Here is a 14731-nt window from a genome sequence, read left to right on the forward strand (position 1 = left end):
CATCGCGAGGCCACGCCAGTTGTCTTTCGCCCTTGCGGGGCCCCGCGGGTTGCTTCCTGTCATCGCGGGGCCCCGCGGGTTGCTTCCTGTCATCGCGGGGCCCCGCGGGTTGCTTCCTGTCATTGCGAGGCCCCGCCAGGGGCCGTGGCAATCTCCGGACGGGGCCTCCGGCGGCGGGTTCCGCCCGCCCCGGGAAGGGCGGGGGTGCCGTGGCTTTGGGCCCCTCACGTGGACCGTGCTCGTTCCCTCGGTCATTGCGAGGCCCCGCGGGTTGCTTCCTGTCATTGCGAGGCCCCGCCAGGGGCCGTGGCAATCTCCGGACGGGGCCCCCGGCGTTGGGTTCCGCCCGGCCGGGGAAGGCCCGCGGGGATGCCAGGGCATTGCGCCCCTCACGTGGACCGTGCTCGCTGGCGCGCCGTATGGCGTGAAGCGCGGGCGATTTCATATTAGTATGGTGGGCTATTTTGATTCGGCGTGTCCGCTCGGATCACGATCGCCCGACAGCCCCTGGTAAGGAACAACCGTCATGTCCGAGACCTCTGCATCGTCCACCGCCATCACCGGTGCCGAAATCTTCGTCCGCAGCCTGCAGGCCGAAGGCGTCGATCTGGTATTCGGTTATCCCGGCGGCGCGGTCCTGCACATCTACGATGCGCTGTATCAGCAGAGCCAGGTCTCGCACGTACTGGTCCGTCACGAGCAGGGCGCGGTGCATGCCGCCGAGGGCTATGCCAAGTCCTCCGAAAAGCCCGGCGTGGCCCTGGTGACCTCCGGTCCGGGCGCGACCAACGCGATCACCGGCATCGCCGACGCCTACATGGATTCGGTGCCGCTGGTGGTGTTCACCGGCCAGGTGCCGACCAGCATGATCGGCAACGATGCCTTCCAGGAAGTGGACACCGTGGGGATCACGCGGCCCTGCGTGAAGCACAACTTCCTGGTCAAGGACGTGAAGGATCTCGCGACCACCATCAAGAAGGCCTTTTACATTGCCACCACCGGCCGGCCCGGCCCGGTAGTGGTGGACATCCCCAAGGATGTCACCGCCGACAGCTGCGAGTTCGAGTACCCCGAGAGCATCCACATGCGCTCCTACAACCCGAAGACCCGCGGCCACACCGGACAGATCCGTCGCGCGATCGAGCTGATCCTGTCGGCGAAACAGCCGATGATCTATACCGGCGGCGGGGTGGTGCTGGGTCGCGGCTCCGAGGCGCTGACCGAATTCACTCGCAAGCTGGGCTACCCCATCACCAACACCCTGATGGGGCTGGGCGCCTATCCGGCCTCGGACGAGCAGTTCGTCGGCATGCTGGGGATGCACGGGACCTACGAGGCCAACATGGGGATGCACCACGCGGACGTGCTGATCGCCATCGGCGCGCGCTTTGATGACCGCGTGACGGGCAACATCGAGAAGTTCTGCCCCCACGCGAAGATCGTGCATGTGGACGTCGACCCGGCCTCCATCTCCAAGAACGTGAAGGTGGACGTGCCCATCGTCGGCGAGGTGGAGCCGGTGCTGCGCGAGCTGATCCGCGCGCTGGAGGAGAACGGCGGCCAGCCCGACGCCGACGCGCTGAAGGCCTGGTGGGACCAGATCCGCGAATGGCGCGGCCAGGACTGTCTCAAGTACGATCGCGATTCCGAACTGATCAAGCCGCAGTACGTGGTGCAGAAGTTCTGGGAGCTGACCGGTGGCGACGCCTTCGTGACCTCCGACGTGGGCCAGCACCAGATGTGGGCCGCGCAGTTCTATGGTTTCGACAAGCCCAACCGCTGGATCAACTCCGGCGGCCTGGGAACCATGGGCGTGGGACTGCCGTTCGCGATGGGCGTGCAGTTCGCGCATCCGGACGCCACGGTGGGCTGCATCACCGGCGAGGCCAGCATCCAGATGTGCATGCAGGAGCTGTCCACCTGCTATCAGTACCAGCTGCCGCTGAAGATCCTGAACCTGAACAACCGCTATCTCGGGATGGTGCGGCAGTGGCAGGAATTCTTCTATCAGGGCCGCTACGCGATGTCCTACATGGATGCGCTGCCCGATTTCGTGAAGCTGGCGGAGGCCTACGGCCACGTCGGTGTGCGGGTCGACAAGCCGGGCGACGTGGAAGGCGCGCTGAAGGAGGCCCTGGCGCAGAAGGACCGCCTGGTGTTCCTGGACTTCATCACCGATCAGTCCGAGAACGTCTACCCGATGATCCCGGCCGGTGCCGGTCAGAACGAAATGATCCTGGTCTGACAGGGAAGGATTCCGTATGCGTCACATCATCAGTGTCCTGCTGGAGAACGAATCCGGTGCCCTGTCACGGGTGGCCGGCCTGTTCTCGGCCCGCGGCTACAACATCGAATCGCTCACCGTCGCGCCCACCGACGACCCCACGCTCTCACGCATGACGATCGTCACCAGCGGCTCGGACGAGATCGTCGAGCAGATCACCAAGCAGCTGAACAAGCTGATCGACGTGATCAAGCTGCTCGACCTGACCTCCTATCCGCATATCGAGCGCGAGATGGCGATGGTCAAGGTCCGCGTGGACGAACCCGGCGACCGCGAAGAAGTGAAGCGCCTCGCCGACATCTTCCGCGGCCGCATCATCGACGTCACGCAAAAGACCTACGTCATCGAAATCACCGGGGAGGGCTCCAAGCTGGATGCTTTCCTTCAGGCCCTGGAGCCCTTCCCCGTGAAGGAGGTGGTGCGCTCCGGGGTCATGGGCATCGCGCGCGGGGACGTCACGCTCCAGATCTGAACACCTTTCACCGATTGCCAAGGAAACCGCAATGAAGCTCTATTACGACAAAGACGCCGACCTCTCCATCATTCAGGGCATGAAGGTGGCCATCATTGGCTACGGCTCGCAGGGACACGCCCATGCGAACAACCTGAAGGATTCCGGCGTGGACGTCACCGTCGGCCTGCGTGCCGGTTCCGGTTCGCGCGCCAAGGCCGAGGAAGCCGGCCTGAAGGTGGCTGACGTGTCCGACGCGGTGGCCGCCGCCGATCTGGTCATGGTGCTGGCCCCCGACGAATACCAGGCGAAGCTCTACAGCGAGGAGATCAAGCCCAACCTCAAGCAGGGCGGCACCCTCGCGTTCGCCCATGGCTTCACCATCCATTACAACCAGATCGAGCCGCGTGGCGACCTCGACGTGATCATGATCGCGCCCAAGGCGCCGGGTCACACCGTGCGCTCGGAGTTTGCCCGCGGCGGCGGCATCCCCGACCTGATCGCCATCGAGCAGGACGCCTCCGGCAAGGCGCGCGACATCGCGCTGTCCTATGCCTCGGCGATCGGCGGCGGCCGCACCGGCATCATCGAGACCACCTTCCAGGACGAGACCGAGACCGACCTGTTCGGCGAGCAGGCCGTGCTGTGCGGCGGCGCGGTGGAGCTGGTCAAGGCCGGCTTCGAGACCCTGACCGAGGCGGGCTATGCCCCGGAGATGGCCTATTTCGAGTGCCTGCACGAGCTCAAGCTGATCGTCGACCTGATGTACGAGGGCGGCATCGCCAACATGAACTACTCCATCTCCAACAACGCGGAGTACGGCGAGTACGTGACCGGCCCGAAGGTCATCAACGAACAGTCCCGCGAGGCCATGCGCGAGGCCCTGCACAACATCCAGACCGGCGAGTACGCCAAGCGCTTCATCCAGGAAGGGGATACCAACTATCCCTCCATGACCGCGAATCGCCGCCGCAACGCCGCCCACGAGATCGAGCAGGTGGGTGAGCGGCTGCGGGCGATGATGCCCTGGATCCAGGCCAACCAGCTGGTCGACAAGTCGCGCAACTGATCCGCGGCACCACCGGCCCCGGGTGCGGGCCGCGGAGGGGACATGCTGTTTCCGGTAGCGAAGGAAGGCCGCCTGTTCGTCATCGTCACCGCCTGGATGGCGGTGATCACGCTGCTGTCCGGGCTGGCGGATCTGGGTCTGTTCCTGGTCATCCTGATGCTGGCCCTGATGGCCCTGTTCCGCGACCTGCGGCGCCGGGCGCCGGCCCAGGCCCTGGGCCTGGTGGCCCCGGTCGACGGCGTAGTGGAATCGGTGGAGACCACCACCGACCCGTTCACCGGGCGCGAGGCCGAGCGCATCCGCATGCGCCAGCGCTATCTCGGCGAATACAACATCCATGCCCCGCAGGAGGTCGAGGTGCGCGAGCGCGTCTGGCCGGGGCAGGAGACGGATCGCGAGCCCGATCCGCAGCTCGCCGGCCGGCTTGCGTTCGCGCTGGCCACCGACGAGGATGACCGCATGACCCTGGCTCTCAGCGTGACGCACTGGCCGCGTTTTATCCGCATGGCGGAGGTGCTGCCCGGCAACCGGCTGGGGCGCGGCAAGCGCATCGGCTTTGCCGGTTTCGGCGGACGTGCGGAGCTGTGGCTGCCGCAGGGATCGCACGTGATGGTGCGGCCGGGGCAGGTCGTGCTGGCGGGGACTACCCTGCTGGGCGGGCTCCCGCCGCGCGAGCCGGGTGATCAGGGTGGCGCCGTGGAGCTGGCCGAATGAATCCCGACGAAGACCCCGACATCATCCGTGGCGAGGACGAGCTGGACGACGAGCCTCCGCGTTCGCGGCGGCGGCGCGGGGTGTTCCTGTTGCCCAACCTGTTCACCACCGGGGTCCTGTTCTCCGGATTCCTGGCGATCGTGTCCGCCATCGACGGGGAGTTCATTACCGCGGCCATCGCGGTCTTCGTGGCCATGGTGCTGGACACGCTGGACGGCCGCGTCGCCCGCATGACCGATACCCAGAGCGAGTTCGGCGCGCAGTTCGATTCGCTCTCGGATCTGGTCTCCTTCGGCCTGGCTCCGGCACTGGTGGTGTACCTGTGGCAGCTGCAGGACCTGGGCAACTTCGGCTGGGTGGCCGCGTTCTTCTTTGCCACCGCGGCGGCGCTGCGACTCGCGCGTTTCAACAGTCGCCTGGCGGTGACCGACAAGCGCTTCTTCCAGGGGTTGCCCAGTCCCGCCAGTGCGGCACTGCTGGTGGGGACCGTCTGGGTGGTCGAGGACCTCGGCATGGCCGCGGAGCTGGGGGACACCGGGGCGGTGGCGGTGCTGATCATCACCGTGCTCGCCGGCGCGGCAATGGTCAGTAACCTGACCTATTTCAGTTTCAAGGACATGGATTTCCGCCACCGGGTCCCGTTCCTGGCCATGCTGGGCGTGGTCGGGGCGCTGATGCTGGCGGCCCTGGATCCGCCCAAGATGCTGCTGGCCGGGTTCGTGGTGTACGCGCTGTCCGGGCCGCTGCTGACGCTGGTGCGCTGGCAGCGCCACCGGCGTCGCGGCCGTGCCCCGCAAGCCTGAGCGGGGAGGCGGGCGTGGAACTCTCGCGGCACAAGCGGCGCATCCTCGCCGACATGGGCATCCCGTTGTGGCGGGCGCGCGCGTCGGCGGATACCGGCGCCGCGCCGGAAGCGTCCCCGGAGCCACTACCTGAACCGGTGGCCGGCCTGAGCGTGGAGCAGGCGCCGCGGGAGTCGTCCGTGGCGGCCACGGGCATCGACTGGCAGGCCCTGCGAGACGAAGTCGCGGGCTGCACTGCCTGCAGCGAGCTCGCGGCCAGCCGGCGGCAGACGGTCTTCGGGGTGGGCGATACCGGCGCCCGCTGGCTGTTCGTCGGCGAGGCCCCGGGTGCCGAGGAGGATCGTCGCGGCGAGCCGTTCGTCGGGCGAGCCGGGCAGCTGCTGGACAACATGCTGGCGGCGCTGGGACTGGATCGCGAGCACGACGTGTTCATCGCCAATATCCTGAAGTGCCGGCCGCCCAACAATCGGGATCCGAAGCCGGAGGAGGCACGGGCCTGCCGCGGTTTCCTGGATCGCCAGATCGAGGCGATCGCCCCGGAGGTCATCGTGGCGCTGGGGCGGGTCCCGGCGCACCAGCTGCTGGAGACCGAGACCGCGGTGGGGCGCCTGCGCGGGCGCGTCCACGAGTATCGCGGCATTCCGCTGGTCGTGACCTGGCATCCGGCCTATCTGCTGCGTTCGCCGCGGGAAAAGGCGCGGGCCTGGGAGGACCTGCAGCGGGCGCGTGCGTGCCTGCCGTCCGCGGCCACCGACTGAACCACCGGCTCCATCCGGGGGTCGACTCCTGCACGAGGGAAGATGACCGATGAGTGCCGAAGCCCGAACCCGACCCGAACTGCGGCGCATGCAGCTGGCCGACATCGATCGCGTGATGGTGATCGAGCGCCAGGCGTATGACTATCCCTGGACCGCGCGGATCTTCCAGGACTGCCTGAAGGTCGGTTACGACGGCTGGATCCTGTCCGTGGATGGCCGTCAGGTGGGGCATGCGATCCTGACCGTGGCCGCTGGCGAGGCGCATCTGCTGAATCTGACGGTGGATCCGCGCTGGCAGGGCTACGGGCTGGGGCGCTTCATGCTGCGCCGGCTGCTGGCCTGTGCCTGCGATGAACGCGCCGAGGCCCTGTTCCTCGAGGTGCGTCCTTCCAACGCCGCGGCCGTGCAGCTCTACCGCTCGGAGGGCTTCGAGCACATCGGCACCCGACCGCGTTACTACCCGCTTCCCAGCGGCCGCGAGGATGCCTGGGTGCTGCGCCGCAGCTGCGAGGAACCGGCGGGGGCCTAGGGAAACGCTGATCAGCGTTTCCCTGGCGCATTCTGCGGTCAGGGTGCGCAAAAATGCACTGTCGGTTTTGCGGTTCCACGGGCATGTGTCTATTCTCAGGGCCTTACGACCGGTTCCGTATCGAGGCTGTGATGAAAAAGTCCCTTCTTGCCCTGACCGCGGCCCTGCCGCTCCTGTTGACCGCCGGCCCCGCGGTGGCCACCGAATTCGGTTACGACGAAGCCGAACGCCAGCAGGAACTGCTGGGTGTCTGGTTCGGTATCCGTGAACGCAATGCGCAACGCGGCGACCGTGACGCGCAGTTCGACGTGGGCATGGCCCATTACACCGCGCGTGGCACCGAACAGGACGACGCGGCGGCGGCCGAATGGTTCGCGCAGGCCGCCGAGCAGGGGCATGCGCGCGCGCACTACTTCCTCGGCTACCTCCATGCCACGGGACGCGGGGTTCCCGTGGACGCGGAGAAAAGCGGCGAACACTACCGTCGCGCGGCGGAACTGGGCGACATGAATGCCCAGTATCACCTCGGACGCGACCTGCTGGCGGACGAATCGGCTGATCCGGCCGAAGCCGCGGAATGGATCGAACGCGCCGCCGGTCAGGGGCTGGCCTCCGCCCAGTATCACTGGGGCTACCTGCTGGAGACCGGGCGCGGGGTCGAGCGCTCGGTGGACGACGCCGTCGAGTGGTATGTGCTCGCGGCGGAGCAGGGCAACGCCCAGGCCCAGCGCGGGCTCGGGCGCCTGCACATGGCCGGCCGCGGCGTGAATCGCGACCGGGTCCAGGCCTGGGTCTGGTACAGCCTCGGCGACGATGGCGAGCACGTGGAACGCCTGGAGTCCCGCATGAGCGAGGCAGAGCTGGCGGCCGCGCGCGAGAGCCTCGCCGAGCAGCGCACGGCCATGCGCACCGAAGCCGCCGTACGCTGAACCGTTTCCGCCCGCCGCCCAATGCGGCGGGCGGAATACGTTAGAATGTCGGGCTTTCTCCCCGTACGGGACCCGACCGATGTCCTTTGTCGACGAGACCGCCCGCCGCCGGACCTTTGCGATCATTTCGCATCCGGACGCGGGCAAGACCACCATGACCGAAAAGCTCCTGCTGTACGGCGGCGCGATCCAGCTCGCCGGTACGGTCAAGGGGCGCAAGTCCGCGCGCCACGCCACCTCCGACTGGATGGCGATGGAGCAGTCGCGCGGGATCTCGGTCACCTCCTCGGTGATGCAGTACCCCTACAAGGGGCGCATGGTGAACCTGCTGGATACCCCGGGGCATGCGGACTTTTCCGAGGATACCTACCGCACGCTGACCGCCGTCGACTCCGCGCTGATGGTCATCGACGCGGCCAAGGGCGTGGAGGACCGCACCATCAAGCTGATGGAGGTCTGCCGCCTGCGCGACACCCCGATCATGACCTTCGTCAACAAGATGGACCGCGAGGGGCGCGAGCCGATCGAACTGCTGGACGAGGTCGAGGAGGTGCTGAAGATCCAGTGCGCCCCCGTCACCTGGCCGATCGGCAGCGGCAAGCGTTTTCGCGGCGTCTATCACATTCGCCGCGATGCGGTGCACTTGTACGACCCGGAGCAGGGCGGCAAGAAGTCCACCGGCGAGATCATCGAGGGCCTCGACAACCCGCGCCTCGACGAGGTCCTGGGGACCCAGGCCGAAGAGCTGCGCGAGGAACTGGAGCTGGTGCAGGGCGCCTCGCACGAGTTCGACCCGGACGCCTATCTGCGCGGTGAGCAGACCCCGGTATTCTTCGGCTCGGCGATCAACAACTTCGGCATCGAGGAGCTGCTGGACGACTTTGTCGAGTACGCCCCGGGGCCGCTGCCGCGTCCGACGTATTCGCGCAGGGTGGAACCCACCGAGGAGAAGTTCACCGGGTTCGTGTTCAAGATTCAGGCGAACATGGATCCCAATCACCGCGACCGCATCGCGTTCATGCGCATCTGTTCCGGCACCTTCGACAAGGGCGCGAAGCTGCGTCACGTGCGCATCGGGCGCGACGTGAAGGTTCCGGACGCGCTGACCTTCCTGGCCTCCGATCGCGAACACGTGGAGACCGCCTATCCCGGCGACATCATCGGCATCCACAACCACGGCACCATCCGCATCGGCGACACCTTTACCCAGGGCGAGGATCTGACGTTCAAGGGCATCCCCAACTTCGCGCCCGAACTGTTCCGCCGTGCGCAGCTGAAGGATCCGCTGAAGATGAAGCAGCTGACCAAGGGGCTGCAGGAGCTGTGCGAGGAAGGCGCGACCCAGCTCTACCGCCCGCTGACGAACAATGACCTGATCCTGGGGGCGGTGGGGGTGCTGCAGTTCGACGTGGTCGCCGAACGCCTGCGCACCGAGTACAAGGTGGAGGCGCAGTTCGAGAACGTGAACGTGCAGACCGCGCGCTGGGTGGAAAGCGACGATCCGAAGAAGCTGGCGGAGTTCAAGGAAAAGGCGGCGAACAACCTCGCCCTGGACCACGCCGGGGATCTGGTCTATATCGCCCCTACACGGGTCAACCTGCAGATGGCCGAGGAAAAATGGCCGGAGATCCGGTTCCTCGCCACCCGCGAGCACGGACAGCCGGGCGACTGACCCGCGCCGATCGCGGCGCGGCGCTGGAGGCAGCGATGATATTTCGACACCGGGCCGCACTGGCGGTCGTGATGGTTCTGGCCCTGGGGGGCTGCTCGCTGGAGACCGGGGAGCGCGGCGGCAACGGCTTCGAGCCGCGGCCGGGAACGGTCGAGGAGCTCGAGCCGTTCCATGCCTTCATCGACACCCGCCCGACCCCCGAGGAATTCCGGCGGGTCTATCCCGATGTGACGCTGGTGCTCCCGGGCGACATCGCGACGCACGAATACCGTACCGACAAAAGCCGCTTCTTCGCCGAACTCGACGACGACGGCCGCATCATCGATGGCGAGTTCCGCTGAGCCTCCCGATGCTGAAGATCTCCGGTAACGTGACCATCCCCGACGCGGAGATCGAGCTGACGCCGATCCGCGCGCAGGGCGCCGGCGGGCAGAACGTCAACAAGGTGGCCACCGCCATCCATCTCCGCTTCGACATCCATGCCTCCGCGAGTCTGCCCGAGGTCTATCGCGAACGCCTGCTGCGCCGGCGCGATCGGCGCATCACCCGCGACGGCGTGATCGTGATCAAGGCACAGCAGTACCGCACGCAGGAGGCCAATCGCGAGGATGCCCTGGAGCGCCTGGCCGAGCTGCTGCGCGAGGCCGGACAGCCGGTGAAGAAGCGGCGCCCGACGCGACCGCCCCGTGCCGCCAAACTGCGCCGGCTGGACGCCAAGACCCGGCGCGGGCGCAGGAAGGCCCTGCGCGGCCGTGTCGACCCCGGCGACTGAGCTCGTCAGGGCAGCAGCGCTTCCAGGCTCTGTGCCGGCATGGCGCGGTGGAACAGGAAGCCCTGGAAACGTCTGCAGCCGCGCTGTCCGAGGAAGTCCTGCTGGGCGGGTGTCTCGACCCCTTCGGCCACGACCTCCAGCCCCATGGTGCGGGCAATGGCCAGGATGGTGGTTACGATCTCGGCGTCGCCCGGATCGTGTTCGAGGTCGCGCACGAAGGAGCGGTCGATCTTCAGTTCGGTCACCGGCAACCGCTTGAGATACCCAAGCGACGAGTATCCGGTGCCGAAATCGTCCAGCGCGAGGCCGATGCCCAGCGCCCGCAGCTCCTGCAGGTTGGTCATCAACTGTTCGGATTCCTCGGCCATCACGCTCTCGGTGATCTCGAGTGTCAGTCGCTGCGGCGGGGCGCCGGTCTCGTGCAGCAGCTGGCGCAACTCGTCGAGCAGCCGGGCATCGCGCAGGTGCGGAGCGGAGAGATTGACCGCGAGCTGCAGGGCCTCGGCGCCGGGGATGTTGCGCCAGCGGGCCAGGTGCTCGCAGGCCTGGCGCAGGGCCACCCGGCCGATCGCGAGGATCTGGTCGCTCTGCTCCGCCACGGGGATGAATTCGGAGGGTGAAACCTCCCCGGGCTCGCCCGGGTTCCAGCGCATCAGGCCTTCGGCACCGATCACGTTGCCGTCCGTGTCCACCTGCGGCTGCAGGTGAAGGAGCAGATCATCGGCATCCAGCGCATCCCGCAGGGCCCGTTCCAGTTCCGCCCGCCGCTGCAGCTGGCGCTGCATCTCCGGGTCGTAGAAGCGCATCGTGTCGCGACCGTGATGCTTGGCCTGATACATCGCGAAATCCACCTGCTTGAGCAGTTCCTCGCTGGTGTCGCCGCCCTGCGGGAACACGGTGACGCCGATGCTCGCCTGGATGACATGCTGGATCCCGTCCAGTATCAGCGGCTCCCGGATACGGTCCAGCATTTTGGCGGCGACCTTGCCGGCATCCGCGACCGCCTGGTCGGAATCGGGCTTGAGCTCTTCCAGCAGGACCACGAATTCGTCGCCACCGATGCGCGCCACCGTGTCCTGCGGGCGAACCTGCCCCTGCAGGCGCTGTGCGACCAGCGTCAGCAACCGGTCACCGATCGAATGGCCGCGGGTGTCGTTGAGGGTCTTGAAGTTGTCGAGGTCGATCAGCAGCAGGGCCGAGCGCCGCCCGGACTGTTCGGCGGTGCGGATGGCGTGGTCCAGGCGCTCGTGCAGCAGGCGGCGGTTGGCCAGGCCGGTCAGCGGATCGAGAAAGGCGAGGCGGGCATCTTCTTCGACCTCCAGCATGCGCCGCAGCCGCTTCACCATATCCAGGGTGGCTCCCTGCAGGGTGGCGACTTCCTGCAGCCGCGAATCGCGGCGGATGCGGGTGGTGAACCGTCCCTGGCCCACGTCCTCCAGCGTGGCCACCGCCTCGCGCAGCGGTCGCAGGGCGCGCCCCAGCCAGAAGTACAGCGCCCAGCCAATCAGGAGCAGGGCGACGATTGCCCCGGCGCGCGTGGCGTTATTGATGAAGCGCTGGGTCGTGACCGAGTCGGTAATGTCGCGGATGACCACGATGTTGCCCGTGACGTCCTCGCGGCCGAACGGGGTCAGGGGGAGATGTACCGCGAGTTCATGGCGCCCGCCCGTGGTCGTCCGTCGTGCCGCGGCCCGGTTCAGCATGGGGCCGGGGTTGGGCAGGGCCGCTGCGGGTGCGGTGTGTTCCTCCCGCCCCCCGGCGTCCAGCAGCACGGCGCGGGTATCCGCCTTGCCCGCGAGGGTGTCGAGGGCGGACCCGGCCAGCGATTGCAGCGGTACGACCACGCCGACCAGCTGTCCCTGGTCGTACAGGGGGATGGTCAGACCGGCGAAATAGTGCCCCTCCGGAGTGCGGTGCAGGCCCTGGTGGATGCGGCCGTCGTCCAGCGTGGCCCGCGCCAGCGGAAACTCGGTGGCGTCCTCGAGAACGGAGTCAAACCGGCGTTCGCCGTCGGCGTCATAAATGACCAGGCCGCTGGCGACGCCCGCGGCGGTCAGTCGGTTGTGCAGCGGGTCGGCATAGCCCGCCACCGGCTCGTCGCCGGCAAGCGCCTCGCGCAGCGCGCGGTTGCGGGTGATCGCGGTGGCCTCGCTGCGCAGCGCCTGCAGTTCGGCCTCCAGCACCTGTTGCCAGGCGGCTTCCTGGGTTTCCATGGCAAAGCGGTCGAGCCGCTGGTCCGCCTGCTGCAGGGCCAGATGGGCACCGGTAGCCAGGGCGGCGGCCAGCAGGGCCAGACCGGCGAAAGCAGCCAGTGCAATGGCCGTTCGCAGTGGCATCACCCGCGCCTCCGCTCCGGCTCCCATCTCATTCGAAGGGGTAGTCCCGGCGGCTCCACTCGGGGTAGCCGCCGGGAAAGTAGTGGAGGTCGTCGAAGCCCCATTCCAGTGCGCGGCGGATGGCGGCTTCGGTACGCCAGCAGTCGAACTCGTTGCTGTAGAGGACCACCGGCCGGTCCCGGCCTCCGGCGACTTCGAGCAGTTGCTCGCGGGTGAAGCGGTTCCGCGGGTCGTCCGCGTCGCGCATGATGGTCAGGTTGGTTGCGCCCGGGATGCGGCCGGCGCGATAGTCGGCTGACAGGCGCACGTCGACGAACGGAACCCCCTCGCGAAACAGCCTCCAGGCGCCGTCGGCGTCGACGCGCGTGGTGTCCGCGATGGCCTCCGGCGCCCGATACGGCTCATCGGCCGCTGCGGGTGCAATGGCCGTGACGGCCAGCAGACACCAGAGCAGGAGGATCAGTGGGTTCATCGCCACCGCGGTTCACGAGTTTTGGGTCAATGTATCACGAGTTGTCCGTGAACTCCGAGGCGTCACCCGCCTCGGACTGCTGGTGCTGCCACAGGCGTGCATAGGTGCCGTTGCGGGCGAGGAGTTCCCGATGGGTGCCGGTTTCGACGACCCGCCCCTGATCCAGGACCACGATGCGGTCGGCGTGTTTCACCGTGGACAGGCGGTGGGCGATCACCAGTGTCGTGCGGCGCGCGGAGACCTCGTCCAGCGCCTGCAGGATGCCCTTCTCGGTGTCGGAATCCAGTGACGAGGTGGCCTCGTCGAACACCAGGATGGGCGGGTCCTTCAGCAGCATGCGGGCGATCGCGATGCGCTGCTTCTCGCCGCCGGAGACCTTCAGGCCGCGCTCGCCCACCACCGTGTCCAGCCCGTCGGGCAGGTGCGCGATGAACCCTTCCAGGTGCGCCAGCCGCACCACCCGTTCGATCGCCGCGTCGCTGGCGGAGGGGTCGCCGTAGGCGATGTTGTAGCGGATGGTGTCGTTGAACAGCACGGTGTCCTGCGGAACCATGCCGATCGCCCGGCGCACGCTCGCCTGGGTCACGTCGCGCAGGTCCTGACCGTCGATGGTGATGCGTCCGGCGGTCACGTCGTAGAAGCGGAACAGCAGCCGCGACAGGGTCGACTTGCCCGCGCCGCTGGGGCCCACCACCGCGACCCGTTTCCCGGCCGGCAGGTCGATGGTCACGTCCTCGAGGATCGGTCGGTCCGGCTGGTAGTGGAAATCCACGTGCTCGAAGCGCACGTGCCCGGCGTCGACCTCCAGGTCCGGGGCATCGGAGCGGTCCTCGACCTGCACCGGTTTCTCCAGCAGGCCGAACAGGCGCTCGATGTTGGCCAGCGACTGGCGGATCTCGCGATAGACGAAGCCGAGGAAGTTCAGCGGGATGAACAGCTGGATCATGTAGGCGTTGACCATCACCAGATCGCCCAGCGACATCGAGCCGTCGGCCACCCGCGCGGCGGCCAGCAGCATCATCACGGTGATCGCTGCGGCGATGATCAGGGCCTGCCCGGAGTTCAGCAGCACCAGCGACAGCACGTTCTTGGTGCGCGCCTGTTCCCAGGCCGCGAGACCGCGGTCGTAGCGGTCGGCCTCGAAGTTCTCGTTGCCGAAGTACTTGACCGTCTCGTAGTTGAGCAGGCTGTCGATCGCCCGGGTATTGGATTCGTTGTCGCGCTGGTTGGTCTCGCGCACGAAGCGCGTGCGCCATTCGGTGATCCAGATGGAGAAGGCTGCGTAGACCGCCACCGCGATCAGCACCGTGAACATGAACACCGGGCCGACGGCGAACAGCAGGATGCCGGCCACCAGCAGGATCTCGATCAGGGTCGGCAGGATGTTGAACACCATGAAGCGCAGCAGGAAGCTCATGCCGCTGGTGCCGCGTTCGATGTCGCGGGCCAGGCCGCCGGTTTCGCGCGCCAGATGGAACCCCAGCTCCAGCCGGTGCAGGTGCTGGAAGACTCGCAGCGAGGCGCGCCGCATCGCGCGCTCCGCCACGCGCACGAACACCGCGTCGCGCAGCTCGCCGAAGAAGGTCCCGCCGAAGCGCAGCAGCCCGTAGCCCAGCACCAGCGCCACAGGCACGGTCACCAGCGCCTCCGCCCCGGCGTCCTCGAAGTGCTCGACAATGTACTTCAGGGCCACCGGCACGGCCACGGTGGCCAGCTTGGCCAGTGCCATCAGGCCCAGCGCCAGGAACATCCGTCCGCGGAATTCGGACAGATACGGCAGCAGGCTGCGGACGATGCGCCAGTTGACCGCGTTGTCGGGGGCGTCGTGGACCGAAGAGCCGAAACCGCGCATGGAAAGTCACCCGGATGAAGGGAGCGCGTAGCCTACTATGCACACCGGGAAGCTGCCCGTTCTTGCGCCCGGCGCGGGGCCTGGGGCAGT

Annotated in this window: 14 protein-coding genes; 11 read left to right on the top strand and 3 right to left on the bottom strand. The window is 67.5% G+C overall.

Annotated features, from left to right (window positions below):
• The first annotated feature begins 526 nt into the window (after positions 1-526).
• From ilvB to arfB, 11 genes are all read left to right on the top strand, one after another.
• Positions 527-2245 carry a biosynthetic-type acetolactate synthase large subunit gene (gene ilvB, locus F787_RS0109845; RefSeq protein ID WP_028492051.1) on the top strand — a complete coding sequence of 573 codons (1719 nt, stop codon included), beginning with the start codon at positions 527-529 and terminating at the stop codon, positions 2243-2245.
• A gap of 16 nt (positions 2246-2261) precedes the next feature.
• Positions 2262-2756: an acetolactate synthase small subunit gene (gene ilvN / locus F787_RS0109850; protein ID WP_028492052.1), complete on the top strand. Its 495-nt coding sequence runs from the start codon at positions 2262-2264 to the stop codon at positions 2754-2756.
• 31 nt (positions 2757-2787) lie between these two features.
• A complete protein-coding gene (gene ilvC, locus F787_RS0109855) occupies positions 2788-3804 on the top strand; it encodes a ketol-acid reductoisomerase (protein ID WP_028492053.1) in 1017 nt (338 codons plus the stop codon).
• Positions 3805-3846: 42 nt separating this feature from the next.
• Entirely contained in the window at positions 3847-4518 is a 672-nt protein-coding gene (locus F787_RS0109860; RefSeq protein ID WP_028492054.1) for a phosphatidylserine decarboxylase, read from the top strand.
• Positions 4515-5321 carry a CDP-diacylglycerol--serine O-phosphatidyltransferase gene (gene pssA / locus F787_RS0109865; protein WP_018870293.1) on the top strand — a complete coding sequence of 269 codons (807 nt, stop codon included), beginning with the start codon at positions 4515-4517 and terminating at the stop codon, positions 5319-5321. Before F787_RS0109860 ends, pssA begins: the two co-directional genes overlap by 4 nt.
• A 14-nt stretch (positions 5322-5335) precedes the next feature.
• Positions 5336-6079, top strand: coding sequence for a uracil-DNA glycosylase (locus tag F787_RS0109870; protein ID WP_019569661.1), 744 nt, complete (start codon positions 5336-5338; stop codon positions 6077-6079).
• 49 nt (positions 6080-6128) lie between these two features.
• Positions 6129-6608, top strand: a complete 480-nt coding sequence (rimI, locus tag F787_RS0109875) for a ribosomal protein S18-alanine N-acetyltransferase (RefSeq protein ID WP_018870291.1) — start codon at positions 6129-6131, stop codon at positions 6606-6608.
• Positions 6609-6739: 131 nt separating this feature from the next.
• On the top strand, positions 6740-7537 hold the full coding sequence (locus F787_RS0109880; RefSeq protein ID WP_028492055.1) for a tetratricopeptide repeat protein: 798 nt from the start codon (positions 6740-6742) through the stop codon (positions 7535-7537).
• 79 nt (positions 7538-7616) lie between these two features.
• The gene (locus tag F787_RS0109885; RefSeq protein ID WP_018946902.1) at positions 7617-9209 is read left to right on the top strand and encodes a peptide chain release factor 3; all 1593 of its coding nucleotides are present in this window, start codon (positions 7617-7619) and stop codon (positions 9207-9209) included.
• 35 nt (positions 9210-9244) lie between these two features.
• Complete coding sequence (locus F787_RS0109890; protein WP_028492056.1) at positions 9245-9550, top strand: hypothetical protein; 306 nt, start codon at positions 9245-9247, stop codon at positions 9548-9550.
• Positions 9551-9558: 8 nt separating this feature from the next.
• On the top strand, positions 9559-9981 hold the full coding sequence (arfB, locus tag F787_RS0109895; RefSeq protein ID WP_018870287.1) for an alternative ribosome rescue aminoacyl-tRNA hydrolase ArfB: 423 nt from the start codon (positions 9559-9561) through the stop codon (positions 9979-9981).
• A gap of 5 nt (positions 9982-9986) precedes the next feature.
• On the opposite strand, the gene F787_RS0109900 is transcribed toward arfB, so the two are convergent.
• The 3 genes from F787_RS0109900 to F787_RS0109910 are packed head-to-tail and all read right to left on the bottom strand — an operon-like array spanning position 9987 to position 14641.
• Complete coding sequence (locus F787_RS0109900; protein WP_028492057.1) at positions 9987-12317, bottom strand: bifunctional diguanylate cyclase/phosphodiesterase; 2331 nt, start codon at positions 12315-12317, stop codon at positions 9987-9989.
• Between the two features lie 28 nt (positions 12318-12345).
• Positions 12346-12789, bottom strand: a complete 444-nt coding sequence (locus tag F787_RS0109905; protein ID WP_042805867.1) for a rhodanese-like domain-containing protein — start codon at positions 12787-12789, stop codon at positions 12346-12348.
• Positions 12790-12823: 34 nt separating this feature from the next.
• Positions 12824-14641, bottom strand: coding sequence for an ABC transporter ATP-binding protein/permease (locus F787_RS0109910; RefSeq protein ID WP_028492059.1), 1818 nt, complete (start codon positions 14639-14641; stop codon positions 12824-12826).
• Positions 14642-14731: the final 90 nt, after the last annotated feature.

The sequence above is a fragment of the Thioalkalivibrio sp. ALE19 genome (assembly GCF_000428605.1).
GTDB lineage: Bacteria > Pseudomonadota > Gammaproteobacteria > Ectothiorhodospirales > Ectothiorhodospiraceae > Thioalkalivibrio.